This window comes from Tractidigestivibacter sp., assembly GCF_057241865.1.
In genome coordinates this window covers 1-25,378 of record NZ_DBHHPX010000037.1, presented here as the reverse complement: position 1 = coordinate 25,378, position 25,378 = coordinate 1, and the positions used below count along the sequence as shown (strand labels likewise).

Here is a 25,378-nt window from a genome sequence, read left to right as displayed (position 1 = left end):
CCGACCGTCGTCGGCTGCGCCCCAGCCCTCAAGAGCCAACCCAGACTGTAATGGGTGAGGGGCACGAGGGAGGAGGGCACCCGCGATGCAGGGGACGATGTGGTGCTCGTCCCCTCAAGGGCCCAGGCGGCGAGAGTCGACGCATGTTGGCGCTATAGACAGAAGAGGTGAGCGATCCTCGCCGCGGAGAAAGCCTCGCATGACGGAGAAAAGCTTACGCTGCGAAGAAAACGTCACGCGTGAGGTTTTGGGCGAGCAGAACTCCACGGTTGGATGCAGGGACAGAATCGACAGCCGTTCAACCGCAGCGCGTCTGTGTGGTGGGTGTACCGCAAGATTCCCCTCGGGCAAGGGATTATTACGCGCTCGCTGACAGTAACCTTGATATCTCCCCAGATGAGGTCAGAATATCAAAAACGGACGCGCAATAATTCCATACACCATCCCCGCCTCCGTGGCCCGATATCGCAGATACGCCGGTCGATGCTACGGGTTGGACGCAGGGATGGTATCGGTCCTGCGTCCAGCCAGGCGGATCGAGCTCGCACCCCCAAATAGGACCTCAGCATCCATGTGCGCCATGGCAACATTCTTTCGGTCGACACTGATCCAGCACACGGAAGTGTCCTTGATTGGTACGGAGGGACGGCAGGCGTCCTTCTCGCCCCGCACCCCCGCTGGTCATGCGGTCGTGCTGTCTCCCCGGAGGGAGATGAGAAGGTCAGGGACGGTCGCGAGCATGGGCGAACGAGGGTCAGCCCTGCTCGCCTTCCTCCTTCTCGCAGAACGGGCAGCCGCGACCCTTGTTGATCCTAGTGGCCGTCGTCATGCGCCAGACGTGCTCGGGGTTCTTCGAGCACACCCACTCGGAGATGAAGCCCAGATTGCCGAAGGGCTTCGTGTTCCATGGGCTTATCGGGTTGCTTGGGCTCCACTCCGCCGCGAGCTGCGGATACTTCCAGGCGAGCGACCCCATCACCTTGCCGCAGGCGAGACAGCGGTTGTTCATGCGAAGCTGCCTGGCGTGCACCGTGGCCTCCCACTCGTGACCGCAGGCGATGCAGCGCCACACGATGAAGCGCTTGCTTCCGTCCTCGATGTTGTGCGGGGTCCAGTTACCGCCGTCTCTGGGTCGAACCCACTCGGCCGCGAGCTCTGAATCTGTCGTCGCGAGGTACTCCTTGTCCGGCGACGCCTTGGTTTCGATCCCCCTGCAGACCATCCATCCGTTCGAGAGGTAGCTGTAGAGGGTCTGCGTGGGGTGGTGGCCCTTCGGGCAGCACAGGTGGACGAGCTGGTAGCTGGTCACGGGCAAGGTCCTCGGGTCGTGCGCGTCGTCCCAGGCCGCGAGGAGGTCAGGGAAGTCGACTGCCGTCATGTGGTCGAGGGCCTTCCATTCGACCTCGAACTCCGCACTCCTCTTGGCGGCGCATACCGGGCAACGCGGCGACGAGGTCATTGTGTAGACGGGGGCACGGAAGCGGCAGCCGCACTCCGGGCACTTCCACCAGAAATCCTGGCGGGAGCGGCTGGTGAGGTCGGATGGCACACTCCCGCCGTTCGCGTCCGCGTCCCACCATGCGAGGCACGCGTAGCCCGATCCCACCAGGAACCTCGGCGAACTGTCCTGGTTCTCGTCGGCCGCCACGGGGGTGGCGTTCCTCTCTACCTTGACGGCCTCGCTGCCGTACGCGACGCCCTTTGACCTCCCACCGCACGAGCAGCCGAACCTCATGTCACCTGGTCTCTCGACGGTCTGCTTTCCGCACGCCCTGCACCTCACAACGAGGAGATCGTCCCCCGGTCGGTCCCCGCGAAGGAGGTCAACCAGCTCGTAGCCGTTCTCCGCCGCGAGCTTCCGCGCGTCGGCGAGGCCCATGGCTTGGCTCGGGGTCACCGCGCCCTGGTCGATGAGGTCATCGAGGCTGGCGTCATGGTCGAGCATGTCCTTGATTCCCGCATGTTGCAGAGAACGTGACCGGCCGTACCAGCCCATCCAGAAGCATGCGCGGCAGGTCTTCTCGTATCTCCCGTTGTTGTCGAGGATGTACTTGAGACGATAGTGCGTCTCAATGCCATACCTCTTGCAGCACGTGAAGAGGTACTTGTCCTTGCGGTACTTCCCGCTCGCGGAGTATGGCTGCGCGATTTCGAGCCCCGCGGTGGCGAGGATGTCGTCGAGCTCGGAGTTGGTCAGCTTCATGGCAGAACCCTCGCTTTGGCCGATTTGGGTACTATCGGGAAATCCGATCAACGACGGACGTTGTCCGCCATTCAGGCATTCCTCAGGGTGCGCGAAAGGGCAGACGCTAATCCTGCGACAGCCAGCGATTGGGTCCCATGTCCGCTTCACGACTTGGCATCTCGGCGGTCGATGTGAGGACGGCTGCCACTCGCAACGAGCCCGGTTGGCAACTTTTTACGGTTCGTGGCAGTTTTTCGAGGGTGCATCGAGTATAAACTGGTTTGATATTTGTTGAACTGCAGATCAGCAAATTACGACATCGAACGGGACATATAAAGATTCTCACGCAAACTGCCACCAACCGCACATTCGTGCCATCCAGGCGGCGAGGGTGCGTGTCGGGCGGCGTTCACTGTGATGGTATGCCGGTTGCCGTTGGCCGCGAGGGCGGGAGTCATCATGGGTAGCGCCATAGGTCGTGCCCGGACGGCTGCCTCGCATTTCCCTATCACGCTCGAAGTGTGGATCTGCCGCAAACAAAAAAAGCAAACAGGCCATTGACAGACAATGCCCATGGCCTGCGATATTAGATGGAGCCAGCAATCAGACTCGAACTGATGACCCCCGCTTTACGAGAGCGGTGCTCTACCAACTGAGCTATGCTGGCCTACGCTTGAGCGCTCAATTACTATACGGGGACACGCCCTGCTTTGCAAGCGTCGTGGTGGAATTCTCCACGACTCCTCGCGGCAACCGGCCGACGTGGCCGCCCGACGTAGCCGCCCGAACGCCGCCTCGACGCCAAGCTTCAGCAGGACACGACGCCGCTAAGATAGTGGACCTACCAAGGCCACGGAAGGGGCGAGAATGGCACACGACGACAGTGGCTACTTCCCCACCCCCGCCGAGCTTCTCCCCCACGTAGTGCGCACGCAGTCCGGCCTCGCCCTCGTCCGCACGACGCGTGCGCACGGCGTATGGCAGCGAATTCTCAGCACGGGCGGCGTCTGGCAGTCCGCGACGCTGCTTGGCCCCCACCGCATGGAACCCCCGTTTGCCTATCACAGGACCTTTGGCCGCGTTTTTGACCTGGTGCCCAATGCGCGGCGACTTCTCGCCATAGGCGGCGGTGGCTTCGCGTTTCCAAAGTTCGTCGCCGAGAAGCACCCAGGCGTCGTGACCGACGTGGTCGAGATCGACCCTGCCGTCATCGATATAGCGCGCCGATGGTTCTTTCTCGATGAGGCCTGCGAACTGCAGCGACGCGGCGGGGGCGAGCTCAACGTGATCTGCGCTGACGGTCGCGAGGTGCTCGGCAACGTCGCACCCTCCTCGTACGACGTGATCGTCCTCGACGCCTTCGTCCGCGACGCTCCCGTGCGCACCCTCGCCACAGTCGAGGCGTTCCGGGCCGTCCACCAGGCGCTTTCCCCGCACGGAGTCCTTCTCGCCAACGTGGTTCCAGACGAGAACGACCCGGGCAACGTCTTTCTGAGGAGCGTGGCCGCGGGACTTGCGGCCACCTTCGCCCACGTGGAGATCACGCTCGTGGTCGACCACCAGAACGTCGGCGAGAACTACATCGTCTTTGCCTCGGACGACACCCTCGACCTTCCCGATGCCATCCCCTTCGACGACGACTTCCTCGGCGAGGCCCTGCGTGACGCCTCGCTATAGCCGGCGGCTCACGCCCTCTCGCCCTCTCGCTTTCGCGCCTCGCCGCTCTCCTCGCCTCACATGGATCGGAGAGGAGAGCGGCGGGGATCGAGACGAGCCGGCCCCGGCGCGGGCGTCGCCTACAGCATCCGCAGCACGCCACGGACGAGACGCTCGAAGTCCTCGGAGTAGTGTGCGGCGCACTCCAGCACCGACTTGTGGTCCGTGTCGGCAGAGCCCGCCATGTTGGTGGCAAGCGTGAGTCCCAGCACGTTCATATCGAGCGCACGGGCCATGGTGACCTCGTTCACCGTCGACATGCCCGCAAACGACACCCCCAGCGCACGCAGGGCGCCCACCTCGGCCGGCGTCTCAAACGAGGGCCCAAGCATTCCGACGTAGACGCCGTGCTGCAGCCCAATGCCTGCATCATCTGCCACGCCCTGGGCAATAGTGCGCAGGTATGGCGAGAAGGCCTCGCTCATGCCCACGAACGGCGTGTCAACATCGCGAAGCTCATCCCACTCGGCAAGCGGGTTTCTCCCCGTAAGGTTGATCTGGTCGGTGAGAATACCCAGGCCAACCTTGGCGTTGCCCTCAACCGCGCCCGTGGCGCAGGCAAAGATGATGTCACGGCACCCAAGCCGGAACGCGTGGCGCACAAGCGACGTCACCTCCGAGGCGGAGTAGCCCTGGTACAGGTGGATGCGGCCGGGATAGACCACCACCGGGACATCGTCGATGGTGCCAACCGTGGCCTCGAAATCGTGGCCCTTCACGGGACGCGCGGACTCCGGGAAGCCCTCGATCTCGTGATAGCCAATACGACGCACGGGCTTCACGAGCTTGGCCAGATGTCCCAGGCCCGTCCCCAGCACGATGGCAACGGGATGCTCCACCGAAGGCTTGCAGGACTCGACCGTCTCCTCGCTAACCACGCAGATCCCCTCCTCCTCGAGGAGACGGGCAAAGACACCCTCCCCCTCGGTAAGACTTCCGGTATACGTACCATCGTAGATGAGGTGGACGCCACACGACGGGCTTTTTGCCTTGAGGACGGCAAGCGGTGCCCCTGTCCGGCGAGCAACGCCCAGCATCCTCTCGCTTCCGCGCTGGAACTCCTCGGTCACGTCCGTGCCGTCACGCAGCCACACGCGCCCGTCGCGCTGCTCTGCGGGCGGACGCGGCACGGGCAGCTGCGCTGCCGTCTCGGGGCACACAGGCGTCACCTCGAGCCTCTCGGCAAGGTCGATTACCGCTTGGCACGGCTTCGCGCCACCGTCGTAGCGCACGGGCCTTCCCAGGAGGCAGGCACTCACGATCGCACGCATATGCACTCCTTCCCCGCGGCGCTCTCCGCCGCGCAGCCATACCGCCAGAGAGCTGGCAGCGACCATGAAAAACGGGACGGGGAGCAAGGCCCCGTCCCGTATCAGGCAAAGCTAACGAGCAGTTCCAAAGGGCTAGACCGTGAGCGAGCTCATCTGGATGGAGGTGTTCGCAAGCAGGGTGTTCACATACGTGGTCCACTCGCTCGACGCCTGGGAGACGGTGGTGGAGTAGTTGGAGTACGCCACGTAGTAGGCCTGCTCGGCAGCCGCGTACGTTGCTGAGTCGTTGGAAATCGAGTAGGTCGAGAGCGCCGGGTAATACGAGCCGTCCGTCCTGGCCCAGGTGTTGTTGGTGGAGTCCCACTCGTCGCCGGCAAGGCCGATGATGTACTGCGCGTACTCAGCGGAAGCGGTGTCCTCATTGCCGTCGGAAGGCGCCGTAGGGGCGGTGGGCTGGTCGGGCACTGTGGTGGTAATCACGGAGTCGCGGAGCTTCTTGATGACCGCAGCGTCATGGAGAAGCGACTTGGTCGCGTCCTCGTCCAGACCATAGTTGGAGCCAATGGTTGCATAGTCATCGGTGCCGAGCATGCCTTGGGCGTATGCGCTCACGTCATCGTCGCTCACGGTAATGCCCTTAGCCTCTGCCTCTGCAAGGATGACCTTGTTGCGGGCATAGTTCAGGATGCTGTCCGCAGAGGGTACGTTGTAGGTGCCGTCGCTGTTGGCCTGGTTGTCAAGCGTGCCGTTCTGCTCCAACACCTCGCGTGTCGTGATGGCGTGGCTCGTTCCGCTGTAGGTGTAGGTGGCAATGGTGGAGTCAAGCTCGGAGTCGCTGACGGTCATCTTGCCCGACGCCGCACCCGAGCCGCTGGAGAGCAGGAAGTGGCCGCACAGGACGCCCACGACCAGGGCAACGACGCAGATGGCAATCCAGATCGGAGTGCCCAGCGAACGCTTCGTACCTTTAGGGGCGCCCGAAGTCGTAGCCGTTCCCCCCTTGACACTGGTGTTCTCGGTAGTGCTGTCTGCCATGTGCTCACCTCTCGAACCGGCGCGGAAGGCCCGCGTCATGAATCTGCAATCGATACTCGACGGATACATACGCGTGGCATTCTACCGCAGAGTGCAGGGTCGACCGGCTCGACCGGGCATGCTCCCCCATGTTCGCACATGCACGCAGCCAATCTGAAGGGGCCACGCGCCGGCGAGTCGCGCTCGCGGCACCACGCGCATATGGTGGCACCACGCTCAAGCTGCCGCTACTTGGCCTTGTCCTTCGCAGTGGCGAGAATGTCGCCCGAGAACTGCTTGATGTAGCCACTGCCGCTCTCGGCATCAAACTTCACGCGAGCGGCAAGCGCCTTGGCGGTCTTCTTGGAGACGCTGCCACCCACAAAGCCGAGAAGCCCCTCGAGCATGTCGCGGTACTCGGCGTCGCCGTGGTAGCACTGGATGGCCTCGTCCAGGAGCGGCCAGACCCGGTTGGAGCGCTCGGGTGATGTGGAGCCAAGCCGGCACAGGAAGAGAAATGCCGCCAGGCGCACCGTGGCGGAATCGTCATCGAAGAGTGACGCCTCGGCGCCATCGAACGCGGCGCTCACCTGGTCGGCGTAGTTGTCGGTCATGGTCGAGAGGGCGCCAAGCACCTCCCAGCGCGTCTGGGCCTCGGGACGGTCGAGGGCGTCGATCAGCGCGTCGATGTGGCCCGCAAGCAGAGACGGGTCCTTTGCCGCCACGGCCGCGATGTCCTGCGACATCTCCTGGCGATGCCTGCGACTCGAAGCCGAGAGGCCCTCGACCAGCGCCGCAACGCCCGCCGCGCTCATCGCCTTGTTGTTCTCCTCTGCCATTGCAAAGTCTCCTCTCTGTGCCCCGCGCTACTCGTGGAAGCCGTCGACCACGACAGTTCCGCTCTTGGGGTCCTGGTGGATGTCGACAAAGCCAAGCTTCGCAGCCTCGCGGATAAGCGCCGTGAAGGAGCGGTACCCAAAGGAGCCCTCCGAGAACTGCGGGCGCTTGCGACGCATGGTGTCCTTTAGGCGACTCGCCAGGATAAACGAGTCGCTCTCGCGCTGCAGGGCGTCAATCGTCTCGAAGAGCAGCTGGTAGCAGGGCTGCTTTTCCTTGGGGACCTTCTGCGAGAAGTCCGGGATGCCCGCCTGGCGCGTGAGGTCCTCATAAAAGATGAACTCGTCGCAGACCTCGGCCAAAAGCGAGCTCGTGGACTCCTTCATGCCCACACCAATAACCGTCTTGCCAAACTCCTTGAGTTTGGCGACGAGCGGCGAGAAGTCCGAATCGCCGGAGAGAATCGCGAAGGTGTCGATGTGGTCCTTGGTAAGGCACATCTCGACAGCATCCACGGCAAGGCGGATGTCGGCCGAGTTCTTGCCCGTGTAGGCGCGGTCTGGAATCTCGATGAGCTCGATGCCCAGCTCGTGCAGGGGCGTGACCGCCGTGTCAAAGCGCTGCCAGTCGCAATAGGCGCGCTTTGCCGTGATGCGGCCCTTGTCGACAAGGCGCTCCAAGATGAGCTTCACGTCGGGTGCGGGGCCCGGCTCCTGGTGGCCGTTTCTCCTGCGCTTGCCTGTTCCCAGCGCAAGGTTCTCATAGTCTATGAACACCGCAATGGAACTCTGCGGCATCTCATTCGTTGCCATCTAGTGCCTGTTTCCTTTCTTTGCGTTGGCGCCGCTCGTGGGGCTGGGGGCGTCCGTCTGCACGCTTATGAGCTCGGGCTCGGGCTCGCCCTCCTTGCGCGCCTTGCGCACGGCACGGCCTCGGGCCTTCTCGGCATTGCCGCGCTCCGACTGGCCCTTGTTCACGTTGAAGTACCTGTCAGCAAACTTCCAAGGTCCCACGGACTCGCCAAAGCCCATCCTTGCGCCGGCAAGCACGCCTACCATAAGACCAAAGACCACACCCGCAAGGGTGAGCATCTGAACCGCCCACACCGCGGCAGAGGCCAGGATCCCAATGCCTATGATCTTGAGACTCATGATGTGGAAGTCACGGCGCTCGACGCACTTGGCACCCATGTCTTCGCCCACATGCTCGCCAATAACGAGGCCAAAGGCAAAGAGCATGATCACGAAGATGGCTGTTGCAAAGCTCGCTGTGTCGAGGCTGGCTTCCCCCATGCGGAGCTACTCCTCGTCGCCGTGATGGTGGCAGCAGTGGCCGCCCTCGCCATGCCCGCCGCAACAGCCGTCGCCACCATGGCCGCCACAGCAGCGGCCCTCGTCGGAGCCGTCATTGGCAAGGTCCTCCACGTCGAGCTTGGACCAGTCGAGACCCGCGGCCGCGCAGGCGGCCTCGTCTTGGTAGAGAAGGCTTATGGCCTGGGTGCCCAGGCGTGCGCCACCGATCTGGCACAGCATGTCATAGAGGGTATAGGCGGTCTCGGCGCCAGGCAGCGTGACGTCGGTGTCCTCGGCCTGCGCAAGCGCGAGGCCCAGGTCCTTGCGCAGGTGCTCCACAAGGAAGCCAGGCCTGTAGTCGCCTTCGAGCGACTTGGGTGAGAGGCGCTCCATGGCAACGGAGCCGCCCATGCCATGGCTCACCATGTCAAGCGTCTGGGCAACGTCGAGGCCACCCTGCTCGGCGAGGGCCATCGCGTCTGCGTAGCCCACCATGCATGCGGCGAGCGAGACCTGGTTGCAGAGCTTGGCCGTCTGGCCCTTGCCCGCCCCGCCCATGTAATAGATCTTGTCCGAGAAGGTCTTGAGGATGGGCAGCACAGGCGCAGCATCGCTCTCCTTTGCCCCCGCAATGAGAGTCAGCATGCCTGCCCTGGCGCCGGTGTCACCACCGGTCACAGGACAGTCGAAGGCATGCTTGTCATCTACCTCGCAGGCGTCGTGGATGTCCTTGGCAAGTTGCGCCGAGGAGGTCGTAAGGTCAACGAGATAGGCGCCCCTCTTTGCGGCCCGCACCAAGCCGTCGGTGGAGAGGTAGACGTCCTCGACGTCTGCGGGATAGCCGAGCATGGTAAAGACAACGTCCGCGTTGGCGCAAGCCTCGGCGGGGGTGTCCGCCCAATGGGCACCCCTGGCGAGAAGCCCCTCGGCCTTCGACTTGGTGCGATTGCTCACCGTGAGGTCGTAGCCAGCGTCCAGGATATGGCCAGCGATAGGGGCACCCATGATACCGGTGCCGATAAAGGCGACCTTGGTCCTGTGGGTTGTGGGCATGTGCATGGTCCTTTCATGAGAGGTGGGCCGCCCCGGCAATGTGCGCACTGCGGGACGGCCCGGTTGCGTACCGAGAGCTAGGCGTCTGCGCCTGACGCAGAAGGTGTGTCACCAGCGCCCGCACGGCCGCGGACGCGCTTGGCAATGCGGTCGGTAAGAGAGAGCTTCTCGCGACGGTCGGTGCCCCAGAAGACGAGGGCGACCATGCCCGGACCCACGTGGGCACCCAGGATGGGCGAGACCGAGGAGCGGACGATGGTGACATCCTCGCAGCCCTTCTCCTTGCGGATCTCGTGCTCGAGCCAGTCTGCGTCCTTCTCGGCGTCGGTCGAGACAATGGCAAGCGGCAGCGACGGGTCGTGCGCGTAGTTGTCGCGGAAGTCCTGGATGATCGCTCGCAGCGCCTTCTTGCGACCACGGCACATGCCGCGCAGCGTGAGGGCACCGTTCAGGTCGTAGGAGAGCTCGGGCTTTATGTCGAGCTTGCCGCCCACGTTGGCCGCCGCGGGCGGGATGCGACCGCCTGCGGCAAGCGCGTCAAAGCTGTCGAGCGTGAAGTAGCCGTGGATGAAGTAGCGCGCATCCGATGCCCAGTCATAGAGCTCGCGGGCCGTAAGGCCGTTTGACGCCTGGCGGACGACCTCGATGGCGAGAAGCTCTCCTGCCGCGGAGTCGCAGCGGTTGTCCAGCACGTAGATCTCTGCGCCTGGGCTCTTCTCGCGCAGCATCTCTGCCGCCTGGCGCGCCGAGTTGATAGAGGACGAGAGGCCCTCGGAAAGTCCCATGTAGATGATGGGGAGACCCTCTTCGGCCGCCTTCTCGAACACCTCGAGGTAGCGCCCCGGCGTCACCGCACTGGTGGTGTAGTGGACCTCGGGGTGCTTGCGCATGTTCTCGTAGAACTCGTGGGGGTCTTGGGTCTTCCACATGTCGTCGAGGTGCTCGACGCCCTCCGCGTCCACGTAGGTGAAGGGAATGACCTCGACGCCGAGCTGCTCGGCCACGCCGGGAGCGTAGTCCGAGGTGGAGTCGACAATGATCTTGACGTTGCGCCTCTGATGGTAGCGCCGGCCGACACCTTCGACGTCGGCCGGCGCCTGTGCTGGCTGGGGAGCTTCCTCCCGGACGCTTATGGTCTTCTGGTCTGCCTCTTTTGCCATTCGCTCCGTCTTTCCCGCTTACGCGTCCGGGTTTTCCTCGACCTTGGGCTTGATGATGCCGTAGCCGCCACTTTTCCTATGGTAAATGACGTTGACCAAGCCAGTGGTGGCGTTCGTGAACACATAGAAATCATGGCCGAGGAGGTCGGTCTGGACAAGGGCCTCCTCCTCGCTCATGGGCGTGAGCTCAACGTACTTCTCGCGCACGAGCTGGTCGTCTGCCTCCTCCGGCATGGGTGTGATGAGGTTGGCGAGTTCGTCTGCGCTGGGTACCGGCGCAGGCGGAACCTGGGCGCGCTGGCGACGGTCGATGACACGGGTCTTGTACTTGCGCAGCTGGCGGGTGACCTTGTCTGCCGCCTCGTCGATGGCGACGTACATGTCATCCGCGCTGGCAACGACGCGCACCACGTTCTTGCGCACAAAGACGGTAACCTCGCAGGTCTTGCGATCGGGGTTCGAGGGGTTCTTGTCAACACGAAGCACAACGTCGCAGCTCATGGGCGAGATGTCGAACACTTTGAGGGCGTCTCCGATTTTTTCGTTGACGCGGTCACGCAACGCGTCGGAAACGGTGACCTTGCGGCCCGAAATCTTGATGTCCACCATGCGTGCCTCCAATCGATTGCCATGCCATTCCCACGCAAACGCCAACACGGGTCTGGCCGTATATGATTGGTACCCAAAGCCGATGCAGGCTACGCGCGAGGACGGCGGGCGGCGTAGGCGACAGGGGCAGTGGTGACGCGACGAGGGACGGCAGGCCGCTTGCATCCCTTGGCAGGTTGCAACTGGCCCACAGCTTTCCTTTGGGGACAGCAGGCGACAAGCGCGGGCCGGGTTGGCGTGGATTCTCGACGGTTAGCGATTGCTAAACGGCGAGAATCCACGAGTACCGGATCCCGTTGGCGGTACTGCCTGGCGGGCTGGCCCCCGAGGGCAGAAATTCGGCTTCGTGCATACGCACCACCGAGACTTGCTGACAATTCCGATCTCTGGGAGCCCCACCGTGGCAACGGACCACCGTCGTGCGTACGCACCATCCCTGCCTGTTGCCATGGCCTTCTCGCCCAACTGGGCAAACGCCGGGCGCTTGGCAGAACCCACCGGTCGTGTGTACGCACCACCGAGACTTGCTGCCAGCAGGGCAGCTTACGGCCCAGCACTTTGAAGCCCATCCGTCGAGAAAGGCGTTCCACCCAGCTGACCTGGTATTCGACCCCACACTCGCGCACTGGGACCTCCGCTTTGGGGCTACTCGGCCCCTAACTCACGGTCCTCTCGCCCGCGAGGCCGTATGCCTCTTGTCTAACGGGCGGTGCGACTTACCTCTAGGACGAGCCGTGCTCGCCGCCGGGCGCACCCCGCGGCTTACGTGGATCCTTTTGGCCTCGTCTGCCATGAACTTGGGCGCACGAAAGCGCCCGCAACCACAGACCTGGGCGGAACGCAGCCGATTATAGCAGGCGAGAGGCCTCGCCAAGCCCCATGCCTACCACACGCGGGCCAAGGCGCACGCCGTGACCGACGCAGCTCCACGTGCGAGAAGTGCCCGCGTGGCCTCGCGGATCGAGGCCCCCGTAGTGATCACGTCATCAACCAGCAAGAGGTCAAGCCCCGAGACGTCGTCGCGCACAAAGACGGTGCCCGCGAGGTTGGCCGCACGTTCCTCTCGCCCAAGGGTGCGCTGGTCGCGCGAGCGCGGACGCACCAGAACGTCGGCCAGGGCAAGGCCCTCCTCGCGACAAAGCGCACGCGAGACAAGCTCCATGTGGTCAAAGCCGCGCCGGGCAAACGCCGCTGAGGTGGCGGGCACAAAGCATATGGCATCGGTCGCGCCCAGGTCAAAGCGGGAACAGCCATCACGTGCCGGCCAGGCAGAGGCCTCGTCGAGCGCCGTTGCCATAGCAGCCGCAATGACCGGCGCCAGTCGCAGCTCGTGCGCGTCCTTGAGGCACGAGACCATGCGCGCCGCCGTGCCGGCAAACCCAAGCGCGCAGATGGTCGCGCGCATCTCCCAGTCGTGCTCGCACTCGGTACAGGTGAGATGCCCAAAGGGAGCCCCACAGTCGGGGCAGGCCCAGCGCTGGCAAATCCAGGGAAGGCTTTCTCGGCATCCCTCGCAGACAAGCTCGCCGGGCATCTCGCAGGTGACGCAGCGCGTGGGCCACAGGAGCTCGGCGGTGCCGGAGGCGAGAAGCGATGCCGCCCTGATGGCAGGACGTCTCGTAGCGTGTGTGCCCCCAAACGGCATGCGACCCCCATCGCGCGCATGGATGGGGGTCGCCTCTCGGTTGGAACTGATGGTAGCACGCAGGTGCCGCACCGTCTTTCCCTATCCGAGAAGCGCGCACGCATTCTGCCAGAGGGCGGCGTACGTCTCGTCCCTTGTCGCCACGCCAGCATCCTCGCGAGCCGTCGCAATGCAGGCAGCCGAGAAGGCCACCATGGCGGGCTCGCACTCCTCACCACGCAGCGGGACGGGTGCCATGTAGGGGCAGTCCGTCTCGGAGAGAAGAAGCTCGGCAGGACAGGCCGCGACCGCATCGCGGATGTCATCGGAGCGCTTGAACGTAGCGGCTCCCCCAAAGGCAATGTGGCACCCAAGCCTAACAAAGGGAGCCATGACCTCGGGGCCGTCGGTGAAGCAGTGCAGGTCGCAGCCAGCAGGCGGTACGCCCTCCTCGGCCAGCACGCGCGCGGCAAGGTCATGCGCCGAGTGGTCATCTGGGTCCTGACCGTCTCGTATGTGCAGCTCAACGGGCAGGCCGCGATCGCGGGCAACGGCAAGCTGACGCCTGAGCGCAACCTCCTGCACGTCTGCAGGAAGCTCGTTGTACGGGCCAAAGTCCAGGCCAATCTCGCCCACGCCCGCGCAGCGCGGGCTGGCGAGAAAATCACCCAGGCAAGAAAGCGCGGCGTCATCCAGCCGCGCGGCTCCGTAGGGGTGCGCCCCGGCCACGATGCGGACGCGCTCCACGAGCGGCGGAAGGGCTGGGTACCCCGCCGGCCCGGGCGGCGCAAAGCCGTGCGCCGCGCACTCATCCAAGCGCTCGGTGGCACGCTCGACCTGCTCGTCTATCCATGAGAGGTACGCAGCTGCCGAGGGAAAGAGGCGCGGGACCTCATCCACCGGATCGACCGGCACCACCAGCAGGCGGACGCCAGCCAGCGCCGCACGGCAGATGGCAGTCGAGGGGTCATGTCGCGAGAAGCTCGTGAGGTGGCCATGGGTGTCCGCAAGCGGCGCAGGCGATGTGGGCAGCTCGCAGGGGCGTCCCCTTCGGTCGTGAAAGAGGTGCCCGTCCTCAAGCGTCAGGGCGTCCAGCCCGAGAAGTTCCTGCGACATGTTCGCGTTCCGCCTTTCCGCCGCCTCGGGTCCGTCACCCCAGCGCGCCAGCAAGGCGCACGAAATCCGCAGGCGAGAGGGTCTCGGCGCGCACGCCAGGCGCAATGCCGCACGTCGCAAAGGCCGCGGCCAGCGCGTCCCTCTCGTACCCAGACGCCACCATCGAGTTCCGAATGGTCTTGCGACGCTGGGCGAACGCCGCATCGATCACGGCGGGCGCCGTGGCGGGCACGCCCTCAAGCGGCGCGCGGTCGATGCGCACCACGGCAGAGTTCACATGCGGCGGTGGGCTGAACGACCCCGGCCCCACCTCAAAGCGGCCGGTCACGCGGCCGAGAAGCGCCAGCTTTGCCGTGTAGGCACCGTAGGCCTTGGACCCCGGCGCGGCGCAGATGCGCTCCGCGACCTCGGCCTGCACCATCACGACGGCCCGCTGCACGGAGGGCACCTCGGAGAACACCTTCAAGACGAGCGTCGCCGCCACCTGGTATGGCAGGTTCGAGACAAACTTGCCCGGCGCAAACGGCAGCCCATCCGGAATCACCTTCAGGGCGTCCCCCATCACCAGACGAAGCCGGTCGGAGTCCTGGGCGCAGGTCTCGCCGAGAACGGGCTCGAGCTGGCGGTCGGCCTCAACGGCACAGACGGCACCCACGCGCGGCAGCATGGCTACCGTGAGAGTGCCGATGCCCGGCCCCACCTCAAGCACAGCGTCTGCGGGGTCAAGCTCCGCAAGCTCCAGGATGTGCCCGATCACGGAGTCATCCACCAGAAAGTTCTGGCCAAGTCGGTGCTTTGTGGCCAAGCCAAAGCGCTCGAGGACCGCGTGGGTCTCACGCAGGTTGGCCAGCTTCGAGTATGCCACCGTATGCTACTTCTTCGCCGTCGCCAGGCGCGGGAAGAGCGCATCGCCCTTCGTCACCTCGACGCCGCCGACAAGACGGCCCCACGTGCACACAGAGGCAAGGTCCGTGGTGTCGACCTCGTCACCCGCACCCATACGACGCAGCACCTCGGCCGAGGCCTGCGGCATAAACGGCGACAGCAGGTGCGCACAGATGCGGATGGACTCGAGCAGGTTCGCGATGATCTGGGCAAGCTCGCCCGCACGCGCCGGTTCCTTGGCCACGGTCCAGGGTGCAGAGTCCTCGACGTAGTGGTTGGCTGCATGCACGAGCTCCATCACGACGTCCTTGGCCTGGACGTACTCGAGCTTGTCCATGTGCTCGACGTAGCGCCCCCCAATGCCCTGGGCAATCTCGCGCAGGGGGTTCTCATCGTCTGCCCAGCCATCGGCCAGCTCGGGCGTCTTGCCGCCAAAGTACTTCGCGCTCATGTTGAGCGCGCGGGAAACAAGGTTGCCCCAGCTGTTGGCAAGGTCGGCGTTGTAGACCTGCTCCATACGAGAGAAGCTAATGGCACCATCCTCGCCAGGCACGACGTCGGTCATGAAGTAGTAGCGGTAGCCCTCGACGCCAAGAAGGTCAATCACGTCCTGCGGCGCAATGGCGTTGTCACGGCTCTTGGACATCTTCTCGCCCTGACCGGTCTCCTCGTTGCGCACCATAAGGAAGCCGTGAGCGAAGACGTGCTCGGGAAGAGCCTCGCCAATGGCCATGAGCATGGCCGGCCAGATCACGCAGTGGAAGCGGATGATGTCCTTGCCCACCACGTGGTACTGGGCAGGCCAGCGATATGCCATCTCGGCCTCGCCCTCGGGCGTGTCCATGCCATAGCCCACAGCGGTCATGTAGTTGAGCAGGGCGTCGAACCACACGTAGGTGACGTGCTTCTCGTCAAAGGGCACGGGGATGCCCCAATCGAAGCCCGTGCGAGAAACCGAGAGGTCCTGAAGGCCACCCTCCACGAAGCTGCGCACCTCGTTCATGCGGAAGTCGGGCTGGACAAAGTCCGGGTGCTCGTCGTAGAGCTTGAGCAGGCGGTCCTGGAACGCGGAGAGCTTGAAGAAGTAGGACTCCTCCTGCACGCGTTCCAGCGGACGGCGACAGTCAGGGCAGAGGTGCTGGCCCTCGGTATGGTGCTCCTCGTCGGACTTGGAGACCTGGGTCTCGGTGTAGTAGGTCTCCTCGGGCACGCAATACCAGCCGTCATAGGAGCCCTTGTAGAGGTAGCCGGACTCCTTCATGCGCTCCCAGAGGTACTGCACGGCGTCATGCTGGCGCTTCTCGGTGGTACGGATGAAGTCGTCGTTGGAGATCTCGAGATCGCGCCAGAGGTCCTTGAAGAGCGGGGCCTGCGAGTCGCACCACTCCTGGGGGGTCATGCCGTGCTTGGCCGCGGCCTCGGCGACCTTCTCGCCATGCTCATCCATACCCGTGAGGAACTTCACGTCGTAGCCAGTCGCGCGACGGTAGCGGGCCTCGACGTCGCAGAGGACAGTCGAATAGGCCGTGCCCAGGTGCGGCTTGGCGTTAACGTAGTAGATGGGCGTGGTGATGAAGAAGCTTGGCTTGGCCATGGCTTGCGGTCTCCTCATGATGGATGGTGCGCCGTGGGCGCGTATGTGCAAGCGAATATGATACCCCAGAGCCTCGCACAGCGCCGACAGCGCACCGACATCACGTCTTCACGCCTACCGCTTGAGGCTCCCCATGAGCCCGCGCGCAAGCTGTCTCGTGACCTCGCGACCAAAGGAGCCAATCATCGAGGTGGCGACCCTCCCCACCTGCTTGGCGACCTCCTGCTGGGCCTTCTCGCGCTCGCGGGCCTCGCGCTCTGCCTGCTTCTGGGCGGCGACTTCGGCACGCGCGGCCTCGCGCTCTGCCTCGCGCGCGGCCTTCTCTTCTGCCCTCTGCTGGTCTTTGGCGGCCTTCTCGGCCTCCCTCTGGCGCTTGGCCTCGAACTCCGCCTTCTCCTTCTCGAAGGCAACACGCTCAGCCGCAAGCTGGGCGTTTGCCGCAGCAACGTCGCGCTGCCCTTGGATCTGCTCGTAGGCACTCTCGCGGTCGATGGCGGTTCCGTACTTTTCCATGAGGTCTGCCTGGGCCGCATAGACACCATCCAGCACGTCGGCATCAGCCGCCGCCATGCGGCACTGCGGGAAGAGCACGCGGGCACGCTCCACCACCGACGGCCTGCCCTCCTCGTCGAGCAGCGAGACGAGCGCCTCACCGGTGCCCAGGTCCTGCAACGCCTGCACCGAGTCGAACGCCGGGTTTGGCCTAAAGCTCGCCGATGCCGCGCGCACGGCCTTCTGCTCGGCCGGCGTATAGGCGCGAAGGCCGTGCTGCACGCGGTTCGAGAGCTGGGCCAGCACCTCGTCGGGAATGTCTGCCGGCGACTGCGTAATGAAGTAGACGCCCACGCCCTTCGATCGCACGAGCTTCACTACCTGCACGATCTTGTCCACAAGCTCCTGGGGCATATCATCAAAGAGCAGGTGAGCCTCATCAAAGAAGAACACGAACTTGGGCTTTTCGGCATCTCCCACCTCGGGCAGGGTATCAAAGAGCGAGGAGAGCATCCAAAGCAGGAACATCGCATAGATCTGCGGGGTCTGAATGAGCTTGGCGGCGTTCAGTACGTTCACGTAGCCGCGGCCGTCAGGCGTACAGGCAAACCAGTCAGTGAGGTCGAGGTCAGGCTCGCCAAAAAAGACATTGCCGCCCTGGTCCTCCACTGAGATGAGCGCGCGCTGGATGGCGCCAACGGACTGCGGCGAGACGTTCCCGTAGGTGGACTGGTACTCCTTGGCGTGCTCAGACACGAAGGCGAGCATGGCGCGCAGGTCCTTGAGATCGATGAGGAGGAGGCCGTTCTCGTCTGCCACGCGAAACACGATGTTGAGCACGCCCTCCTGGACCTGCGTGAGGCCAAGGATGCGGGCGAGCATGACCGGTCCCATGTCAGAGATGGTCACGCGCACGGGAATGCCCTTCTCGCCCAGCATGTCCCATATGCGAACCGGTGCACCCTGGAAGCTGACCTCGCCCTCTTTGAGGTTGAAGGTGTCCTCGCAGCGCTTGCGGATGAAGTCTGTCATCTCGCCGGCCTGCGCCATGCCCGTGACGTCGCCCTTAACGTCTGCCATGAAGACAGGCACGCCTGCCTGGGAGAACCCCTCGGCAAGCACCTTGAGCGTGACGGTCTTGCCCGTCCCGGACGCGCCGGCGATGAGTCCGTGACGGTTTGCCTGTCCAAGCAGCAGGCAGCAGGGCTTCTCGCCCTGGGCGAGCCAGATCTTGTTGTCTACGAGCATGGGACCTCCCAACGTGGTCTGATTTGCAATCATCCTAAACAGGTGCAGTGTAGCGCGAGGACGACGGGCACTTGCATCACGTGTTTCTGGCGGCTGCTGCCACAACCTTATCGTAGACCTCTGCACGAGGAACCGAGAAGTCCTTGGCCACCCGCTTTGCCAGCGCAGACTTTGGCTCACCGGCAGCAAGCCCTTCGCAGATGGCCTCCTCTAGCGTAGGCGCGCCGGCATCCGCAATGCCACGGCGGCTCTCCTCAAGTTCCTCATCTGTGGGCGGCGCAATCACGATGACACACTCCCCGCGCACCTCGTCGCGCGCCGCCACGGCTGCGGCAAGCACGGGTGCCACGCCGCGCACGACCTCCTCGTGCAGCTTGGTAAGCTCTCGTACCAGGGCCACCTTACGGTGCGGCATGACCTCGGCCACGCTTGCAAGCGTTGCGACCACGCGATGCGGGGACTCGTAGCAGACGATTGCCCCGGGCACCTGCGCCAAGACGTCCAGGCGCGCCAGCTGCGCGGAATGTCGGCGAGGCAGGAAGCCTTCGAAGAAGAAGTGCTCGCACGCCAGGCCAGACGCAACAACGGCGCACGTCACGGCCGAGGGCCCGGGCACAACCTCGACAGGGAGGCCCGCGTCAAGCGCGGCATCAACCAGGCGCTGGCCGGGGTCACTCACGGCCGGCATGCCCGCATCCGAGACAAAGGCCACGCGCTCGCCCGCCTTCATGCGCGCAAGCGCAGGGGCAATCTTTGACGCAATCACGTTCTCGTCGCAGCGCACGAGAGGCACGTGCAGGCCAAAGGCCGAGAGAAGCCTGCCCGTGACCCGCGTGTCTTCGCAGAGAATGACGCTTGCCTCGGAGAGCGTCCTGATCACGCGCGCAGAGGCGTCCTCGAGGTTGCCGATGGGCGTGCCCACCACGGAGAGAATGCCTGTCATCTGGAGATGATCCCCCGCTCGAACGACGAGAGCGCCACGCGGGCATCCCAGCTCGAGAGCCTTCCTGTGGTCTTCCAGGTCTGGAAGAACCACGCCGGGAGCTTCTCGTATGCCGTGAGCTGCTCTGATGAGTAGATACGCTCGAGTGCCACACGCCCCTCGGGTGTCATGGCCGCATCTGCGATGGGAAGCGCCGATGACCACTTGCCCACCATCACGGGAAGGCCGCTTCGCTGGTCTTCTCGTATGTGGCGATGGATGGTCGTCATGATCTTCCGCACGCCAAGCGTGTTTGCCCCAGGCACGTAGCCAATGTCGGCCATGATGGCAGACGGCTTGTCCAGGTGGCAGTCAAGCCACACGTTTTGGTACTGGCGCTGCGCCATGAAGCGACGCCAATCGGTGGGAATGCCCGCATCAGGGAGAATGACCACCGGCTCTGGGCCCGCAGCCTCACGCACGCGGTCGTACGCGGCGCGGTAGTAGTTTCTCAGTTGATGGCCAGGCATGCCGTCGGTGACGCTCAGGCCATGCCGTACCTGGATGCGGGCATCATCTGCGACCTCAATGCCGTAGAAGCCCATACGCGAGGCGTACCTCGAACTCAGCTGGGAGAGGACCCAAAGGGCGTTCTCGCGAATGCCACGGTTGTCGGTGAAGCTGCTCCAGGCCTGCTCGTCTCCGGGGACGCCCGGGCTTACCGCCAGCGCGAAAACCACCTTGAGGTCGATCTCCTCGGCCCACTCGAGCGCCTGGTCAACCTCTTCGATGCAGCCCTGGTGGGGACCGGGGTTGGGACCGTTCTCGCCAAAGACGTACCAGGGGACGGGCAGCCTCACGGCATTGAAGCCACGAGACGCTATGCGAGAGAAGTCTTCCTTGGTCACAAAGCGGGCGCGGTGGCGCCTGACCACCTCGCGATATCCCTTTGCCCCCAGCGATGTGACCAGCGAGGGCTCATCAAGGGCCCCGGATCCGGAGAAGAGCTCCGGCGTGACCCAGGACTCAAGCGTAAGCCAACCGGTAAGGTTGACGCCATGAAGTGCGTTCTCTGCCATGCGCCGCCTCCGCTCCCATCAAAGTTCAGCGCCTCTTCAGAGTGTAGCGCAGGCGAGCGGGTTCAGGCGCGCGGCTCTGTATCACACATTCGGACGCGTTTGTGTGACGTCCTGCGCTCGTCACACGTTCGGCAACGATTGTGTGACGGTGGCGAGAAGGACCTTGGGGCCTTGGCCTGGTCGGCCCCTGGGACCCACCCGGGCGGCCCCTGGGGCCCGGGCCCCGCCTACCCCTGGTCTGGTGCGTACGACGCCCGGTTGTTGGGAGTCTCGTTGCAGTCCACGCGGCCAACGGGCAGCCCACGCGCGACAAGCCGGTCGAAAAGGTAGTGTGCGAGGTTCTCGGCCGTGGTGCGAAACGGAAGAATGGTGAGGCTAAAGCCCTCGGATTCGAGCGCTTCGAGCGTCGCGGGCTTAAGGGAGCCCTCCTCCACAAGGAAGGTATGGTCGAGCGCGTCGCACTCCTCGCGCACGATGCGCTTGAACGCGACAAAATCCACGACCATGTCCCTCTCCGTGCCCGAGGCGCCCAGCTCCCTTGAGCGAACGTAGGCGGTCACGCGCCACTGGTGGCCATGCAGGTTCTCGCACTTGCCGTTGTAGCCGGTCAGGAAGTGCGCCGAGTCAAACCAGTACTCGGTCGAGAGTTCGTACACGAGCCACCTACTCCCCTGTCGGCGCCGAGGGCTGCGCGCCGTTGCCTGCAGAACCACCCTCGCCGCCGCCACGACGTCCACGGCCGCCACGATGGCGACGGCGACGCTTGGGTGCGGTGCCGTCTGCGCCCGGCTGGCCTGCGGCACCATCGGTGGGTGCCATGTGCTTGGGCGCGGGACGGCCACCCTGGCCACCCTGCCGGCCATTGCCGGGGCGAGAGGGACCACCCTGGCTGGAGACGTTGGAGCCCTGCGCTGCAGCACCCCTGCGGTCGCCCGGGTGACGCGTGCGACGCCGCTGCTGCGCGCCCTGCGCCTGTCTGGCGCCGGCACCAGTGCCCTTCTCGGCACCCATCCCGCGACCCTGCCCGCCCTCGACGCCGGTTGCGCTTCCAGTGACGCGGTGGTGTCTGCGGCGACGTGTGGGCCTAGGCGCATCCGCATCGGCCTCCATGTTGCTGGTCACCGTGACTTCGAACTCCTCGGCAGCAAGCTCCACGCGTGCCGTACGACCGTTGCGGTGGCGGCGTCTCGTGGGCTGCTGCTCGCCCTTGGTATCGGCGGCATCCGTAACTTCCGGTCCCGCAGCCTGGCGCCTCTCGGCACCCTCGGCCGCACCGCCGTCACTCGCGCGCCTGCGACGGCGCTTGGGCCGCACGAAGAGGTCCGCGTCGTCGAAGCCCTCGGGAGGCGTCACGCCGTGCGCACGGTCAAGCTCGGCCAAAGCCATGCGAACGTCAGGCGATTGGAGGCGCTCGAGAGCGTCGCGCGTCACCGTGTCAGGGCGGCAGGCGCAGCCCAGGTCCTTGGACTTCTTTACGGCGGCATCGGAGGCAATCATCTCGGCCAGTGGCACGCGCACCTGCTTGCCGTTCTCCAGGCGCAGGCAAAGCTCTTCCTTGGGGGTGTCGTACTCCACGATCTTGGCCTTGCCCAGCGGCGTCTCGATGACAGCGTTGCGCTTGGGGGCGCGGCCCTTGAAGTCGCGGTACGCCTCGAACTCATAGCGCAGGCAGCACATGAGGCGCCCACACGCACCCGAGATCTTGGTAGAGTTGAGTGGCAGGTCCTGCTCCTTTGCCATGCGAATGGAAACCGGCTCGAAGGCGAGGCCAAAGCGGGTGCAGCACAGCTCCTGGCCGCAGTGCCCCCAACCGCCCACCACGGCAGCCTCCTCACGCACGCCAATCTGGCGCATGTCGATGCGCTCGTGGAGCTCGCGGGAGAGGTCGCGCACCAGCTGGCGAAAGTCCACGCGCTCCTCGGCCGAGAAGTAGCAGACCACCTTACCGCCATCGAAGAGGTACTCGACGCCCACGGGCTTCATGTCGAGCTCGCTCTGGGAGACCAGGCGCCTAAAGACGGGGAGTGCCTTTTCGCCCTCATCGGCAAGCTCCTCTGCGTGGGCGAGGTCCTCGTCGCTTGCAACGCGAAGCACGGATCTGAGCTGGGCATGGTTGGTTACGCGGTCGAGGTCCTCGGCGCTCATCTCGCGAGCGTCTGCGGTGACAAGGCCAATCTCGTGGCCACGCTCGGTGGCGCAGATCACGTGGTCTGCCTCGACGGCCTCGGTGCCCGCGACGTCAAACCACAGGTCGCGGGCAGCATATTTGAACTTCACCGGAATGACGGTGGGCATGCGAGCGCCTCCTTGATACGAAGAAGCATGACCTCAAGGGCCAGCTGGGGGGATACGTTGTGCGCGAGGTCGTCGCGCGTTGCAGAAACCGCCTCGAGCGCAGAAAGTGCACCGCGCGTTCCTGTGGATGCGGCAAGGCGGTCGACCACGGCGGCCGCGTCCCCGTTCACGATCTTTTGCGGCACGCCCTCGCAGCGTACGAGCACGTCGCGCAGAAGAGAGTCTGCAGCGGCCAGGGCCTCCATGATACCGGAACGCTCACGTACCGTAAGCTCGCGCTTGTTTGCGTCGGCCACCTGCTTGAGCGCCGATGCGGTAAGGAAGTCTGCGCTTTCCTTAGCGGCCTCGTCCTGAGCCACCTGGACGTCCCTCAAAGGCACGCGCACGGCAGCCAAAAGGTCACGTGCCGAGCAGAGCATGTCCCACGAATCGTCACGACCAAGCTCGTCCAAGATGCGAACGACCAGGCGCCTCACCTCACGGCGCGAGGGAGAGGCGAGAAACTCCGAGGCACGCGCGGGAGTGCCGGTAACCGATAGTGCGATCCTCGCCTCATCCTCGCTTGCACCGGAGCGGTGCATGACCTCGTCGAGAGCCACGCTGGGTGCAATGGTGCGAAACGGCACCACCTGACAGCGAGAGACAATCGTGGACAGCACCGATGCCACCGAGCGGGCGAGAAGGATGAACACCACGCCCTCGGGCGGCTCCTCGATGGTCTTGAGCAAGGCGTTTGCCGACGTGCCGCGGAGAAGACCCGCGCTCTCAAGCACGTAGACCTTCGCGCGGGCACGGCTGGGCGCGCGAGTCGCGCCCTCGATGAGGGTGCGCACCTGGTCAACAAGGTAGCCGGTTACGCTTCCCGGCGAGAGCCACTGGACGTCGGGGTGGGTGCGATGCTCCACGCGGCGGCAATCGTCGCAGGTGCCACAGCCACCATTGGGACAGACAATGCACTGCGCCAATGCGGCAGCGGCCTCCTCCATGCCGCAACCCGGCACCCCCACAAAGAGATATGCGTGCGAGAGACGGTTTTCTCTCACAGCAGCGGTGAGCAGGTCACGGACGCGCGGCTGGTCGCTAAGCGCATCAAGCACGACAGCGGCGTGCGCGGATGCGGGCACGGAGCCCTCCCTAGCGGCGGCCATGATGCTCAACCTCCGGGAAGAGCGACACGGGGAGAACGTCCGCAAGGGAGGCGACAAGAGCGCCGTATACCTCATCCGGCGTGCCGGCGGCGTCCACCAGGCGCACGCGGCTTGGCTCCTCTTCGGCAAGGCGCAGATAGCCCGCGCGCGCGCGGTTCTGGAAGGCAAGCCCTTCCGCCTCGAGGCGGTCGACGCCGCCTTCGGTGGCACGGGAAGACGCGACCACCGGATCGATATCTAGGACAACCGTGCGATCTGGAGTAACGCCACAGCTGCCCAGCGCGTTGGCCGCTCGCACAGTCTTGGACGAGAGACCCCGTGCGGCCTCCTGGTAGGCCAGGGTCGAGTCGAAGAAGCGGTCACACACCACCATGGCGCCGCGCTCGAGCGCGGGCTCGATGACCTGGCGGACCAGCTGCGCGCGGCTGGCCTCGTAGAGGAGCAGCTCGCACTCGGGGCACATCTCGGCATTGGAGGCATCGAGCAACAGGCCGCGGATCTTCTCGGAGATAGATGTACCGCCGGGCTCGCGCAAGCGCACTACGTCACAGCCGGCAGCCTCGAGCGCTGTAGCCAGTCTCGCCGCCTGCGTAGTCTTGCCGCAGCCGTCGATTCCTTCGAGGGTCACAAACAGGCCCCGTCCTTCAGATGTCTTCCCCGCTGCCACCGACACATGCCTCCTCCCGCCTTCGTACGCCATTGCATGGGTAGCCGGATTACTTTAGCAGGTCATCGTGGGGAGTTGGTGGGGCAAGGGCGTGTTTGCGCAGCAGGTGCAGATGGTGGCCCTTATCGCACTGAGAATTATTGCGCACTCGTATAGGGTAACGATGATATCCTCCCAGTTGTGCTCCGAACATCAGCAATGGACGCGCAATGATTCCGAGCAGGCCAGCCGTTGCCGATCCCACCCGTCGCCGCAGCCGTCCCGCACCCGCAGCCGTCCCGCACCCGCAGCCGTCCCGCACCCAAGCAAAGCCCCCTGGCACACAAGTGCACCAGAGGGCCGTAACGCCAGGTACCTCTCATCCTACTGCGCGGTGTAGCCGCCGTCGACATAGAGCTGCGTTCCCGTGACAAACTCGTTCTCGACAAGGAAGACCACGGCGTGCGCAATCTCCTCGGGCTTGGCAAAGCGCCCAAGCGGGTGCATGGCGAGAAGCTCATCGTGGCGCTTCTGCCCAATGAGCTCGGCGCTCACGAGTGGAGTATCCACGTAGCCGGGGTTCACCGTGCTCACGCGGATGCCGTCTTTTGCCAGCGCCAGCGCGGATGACTTCGTGAGCAGGTTCACGCCGCCCTTTGCCGCACAGTACGACGGGATGAGCGGGTCGCCAATCGTACCCTCGATGGAGGACGTGCTCACGATGGCCCCGCCGTGACCCTGCCTCTTCATCTGGATGGCCGCGTACTTGACGCCGTAGAAGACGCCCGTGAGGTTGATGTCGATGACCTGGCGCCAGTCCTCGTCGGTCATCTCGTCCACCGTTGCCATGGTACCGGTACCGGCGTTGTTGACCATGATGTCCAAGGAGCCAAAGCGATCGACAGCGAAGTCGACCAGGTCCCTTACGCTCTTCTCGTTCGACGCGTCTGCCTGGCAGAAGGCGACCTCGGAAGACGTTCTGGAAAGCTCCTCCACGGCCTTCTCGCCGCGTTGGGCGTTGCGGCCAGCCACGACGACCTTGGCTCCCTTGGCGAGAAGTGCCTGCGCCGTGGCAAGGCCAATGCCCGAGGTGCCTCCAGTGACGATGGCGGCCTTTCCCTTGATGTCAAACATGTGGGCCTCCTATCTTCAAGTCGTTGCATCTGAGAGCCGGATACCGGATGCTTTGATG

23 protein-coding genes and 1 tRNA gene are annotated in these 25,378 nt (G+C 64.6%); 1 reads left to right on the top strand and 23 read right to left on the bottom strand.

The window, feature by feature from the left end:
• Positions 1 to 486: 486 nt before the first annotated feature.
• From ACO59D_RS10765 to ACO59D_RS10755, 3 genes are all read right to left on the bottom strand, one after another.
• Positions 487 to 672, bottom strand: a complete 186-nt coding sequence (locus tag ACO59D_RS10765) for a hypothetical protein (protein ID WP_485126981.1) — start codon at positions 670 to 672, stop codon at positions 487 to 489.
• A gap of 82 nt (positions 673 to 754) precedes the next feature.
• Complete coding sequence (locus tag ACO59D_RS10760; protein ID WP_485126980.1) at positions 755 to 2,203, bottom strand: zinc-ribbon domain-containing protein; 1,449 nt, start codon at positions 2,201 to 2,203, stop codon at positions 755 to 757.
• 573 nt (positions 2,204 to 2,776) lie between these two features.
• Positions 2,777 to 2,852, bottom strand: a tRNA-Thr gene (locus ACO59D_RS10755).
• 200 nt (positions 2,853 to 3,052) lie between these two features.
• On the opposite strand from ACO59D_RS10755, the gene ACO59D_RS10750 reads away from it, so the two are divergent.
• The gene (locus ACO59D_RS10750) at positions 3,053 to 3,862 is read left to right on the top strand and encodes a spermidine synthase (RefSeq protein ID WP_485126979.1); all 810 of its coding nucleotides are present in this window, start codon (positions 3,053 to 3,055) and stop codon (positions 3,860 to 3,862) included.
• A 119-nt stretch (positions 3,863 to 3,981) separates the two neighbouring features.
• On the opposite strand, the gene ACO59D_RS10745 is transcribed toward ACO59D_RS10750, so the two are convergent.
• The 20 genes from ACO59D_RS10745 to ACO59D_RS10650 form a co-directional block, all read right to left on the bottom strand.
• Positions 3,982 to 5,172, bottom strand: a complete 1,191-nt coding sequence (locus tag ACO59D_RS10745) for a purine-nucleoside phosphorylase (RefSeq protein WP_485126978.1) — start codon at positions 5,170 to 5,172, stop codon at positions 3,982 to 3,984.
• A gap of 132 nt (positions 5,173 to 5,304) precedes the next feature.
• A complete protein-coding gene (locus tag ACO59D_RS10740; protein WP_485126977.1) occupies positions 5,305 to 6,207 on the bottom strand; it encodes a hypothetical protein in 903 nt (300 codons plus the stop codon).
• Positions 6,208 to 6,434: 227 nt separating this feature from the next.
• Positions 6,435 to 7,025, bottom strand: coding sequence for a hypothetical protein (locus tag ACO59D_RS10735; protein ID WP_485126976.1), 591 nt, complete (start codon positions 7,023 to 7,025; stop codon positions 6,435 to 6,437).
• Between the two features lie 27 nt (positions 7,026 to 7,052).
• Entirely contained in the window at positions 7,053 to 7,835 is a 783-nt protein-coding gene (locus ACO59D_RS10730; protein ID WP_485126975.1) for an NYN domain-containing protein, read from the bottom strand.
• Positions 7,836 to 8,315, bottom strand: coding sequence for a hypothetical protein (locus ACO59D_RS10725; RefSeq protein ID WP_485126974.1), 480 nt, complete (start codon positions 8,313 to 8,315; stop codon positions 7,836 to 7,838). It lies immediately after the preceding gene.
• A 6-nt stretch (positions 8,316 to 8,321) separates the two neighbouring features.
• Positions 8,322 to 9,368 carry an NAD(P)-dependent oxidoreductase gene (locus ACO59D_RS10720; RefSeq protein WP_485126973.1) on the bottom strand — a complete coding sequence of 349 codons (1,047 nt, stop codon included), beginning with the start codon at positions 9,366 to 9,368 and terminating at the stop codon, positions 8,322 to 8,324.
• Positions 9,369 to 9,445: 77 nt separating this feature from the next.
• Positions 9,446 to 10,528, bottom strand: coding sequence for a DegV family protein (locus ACO59D_RS10715; RefSeq protein ID WP_485126972.1), 1,083 nt, complete (start codon positions 10,526 to 10,528; stop codon positions 9,446 to 9,448).
• Positions 10,529 to 10,546: 18 nt separating this feature from the next.
• Entirely contained in the window at positions 10,547 to 11,137 is a 591-nt protein-coding gene (gene hpf / locus ACO59D_RS10710; protein ID WP_207302683.1) for a ribosome hibernation-promoting factor, HPF/YfiA family, read from the bottom strand.
• 883 nt (positions 11,138 to 12,020) lie between these two features.
• Positions 12,021 to 12,782, bottom strand: coding sequence for a ComFC family protein (locus tag ACO59D_RS10705; RefSeq protein WP_485126971.1), 762 nt, complete (start codon positions 12,780 to 12,782; stop codon positions 12,021 to 12,023).
• Between the two features lie 81 nt (positions 12,783 to 12,863).
• Positions 12,864 to 13,877, bottom strand: a complete 1,014-nt coding sequence (locus tag ACO59D_RS10700; RefSeq protein ID WP_485126970.1) for a TatD family hydrolase — start codon at positions 13,875 to 13,877, stop codon at positions 12,864 to 12,866.
• A 34-nt stretch (positions 13,878 to 13,911) separates the two neighbouring features.
• Positions 13,912 to 14,742 (bottom strand): 16S rRNA (adenine(1518)-N(6)/adenine(1519)-N(6))-dimethyltransferase RsmA, encoded by an 831-nt coding sequence (gene rsmA / locus ACO59D_RS10695; protein ID WP_485126969.1) that lies wholly within the window; start codon positions 14,740 to 14,742, stop codon positions 13,912 to 13,914.
• A gap of 6 nt (positions 14,743 to 14,748) precedes the next feature.
• Positions 14,749 to 16,356: a methionine--tRNA ligase gene (gene metG / locus ACO59D_RS10690; RefSeq protein ID WP_130811730.1), complete on the bottom strand. Its 1,608-nt coding sequence runs from the start codon at positions 16,354 to 16,356 to the stop codon at positions 14,749 to 14,751.
• Positions 16,357 to 16,470: 114 nt separating this feature from the next.
• On the bottom strand, positions 16,471 to 18,096 hold the full coding sequence (locus tag ACO59D_RS10685; protein ID WP_485126968.1) for a helicase HerA-like domain-containing protein: 1,626 nt from the start codon (positions 18,094 to 18,096) through the stop codon (positions 16,471 to 16,473).
• A gap of 76 nt (positions 18,097 to 18,172) precedes the next feature.
• Positions 18,173 to 19,039, bottom strand: coding sequence for a 16S rRNA (cytidine(1402)-2'-O)-methyltransferase (gene rsmI / locus ACO59D_RS10680; RefSeq protein WP_485126967.1), 867 nt, complete (start codon positions 19,037 to 19,039; stop codon positions 18,173 to 18,175).
• Positions 19,036 to 20,097: a glycoside hydrolase family 5 protein gene (locus ACO59D_RS10675; protein WP_485126966.1), complete on the bottom strand. Its 1,062-nt coding sequence runs from the start codon at positions 20,095 to 20,097 to the stop codon at positions 19,036 to 19,038. The genes rsmI and ACO59D_RS10675 overlap by 4 nt, the downstream gene beginning before the upstream one ends.
• A gap of 227 nt (positions 20,098 to 20,324) precedes the next feature.
• The gene (locus tag ACO59D_RS10670; RefSeq protein ID WP_485126965.1) at positions 20,325 to 20,753 is read right to left on the bottom strand and encodes a 6-pyruvoyl trahydropterin synthase family protein; all 429 of its coding nucleotides are present in this window, start codon (positions 20,751 to 20,753) and stop codon (positions 20,325 to 20,327) included.
• Between the two features lie 7 nt (positions 20,754 to 20,760).
• Complete coding sequence (locus ACO59D_RS10665; RefSeq protein ID WP_485126964.1) at positions 20,761 to 22,392, bottom strand: PSP1 domain-containing protein; 1,632 nt, start codon at positions 22,390 to 22,392, stop codon at positions 20,761 to 20,763.
• Positions 22,371 to 23,540 (bottom strand): DNA polymerase III subunit, encoded by a 1,170-nt coding sequence (locus ACO59D_RS10660; protein WP_485126963.1) that lies wholly within the window; start codon positions 23,538 to 23,540, stop codon positions 22,371 to 22,373. Before ACO59D_RS10660 ends, ACO59D_RS10665 begins: the two co-directional genes overlap by 22 nt.
• Complete coding sequence (gene tmk, locus ACO59D_RS10655) at positions 23,527 to 24,207, bottom strand: dTMP kinase (RefSeq protein ID WP_485126962.1); 681 nt, start codon at positions 24,205 to 24,207, stop codon at positions 23,527 to 23,529. The genes ACO59D_RS10660 and tmk overlap by 14 nt, the downstream gene beginning before the upstream one ends.
• A 363-nt stretch (positions 24,208 to 24,570) precedes the next feature.
• Positions 24,571 to 25,320 carry an SDR family NAD(P)-dependent oxidoreductase gene (locus ACO59D_RS10650; protein ID WP_130811715.1) on the bottom strand — a complete coding sequence of 250 codons (750 nt, stop codon included), beginning with the start codon at positions 25,318 to 25,320 and terminating at the stop codon, positions 24,571 to 24,573.
• Between the last annotated feature and the right edge of the window lie 58 nt (positions 25,321 to 25,378).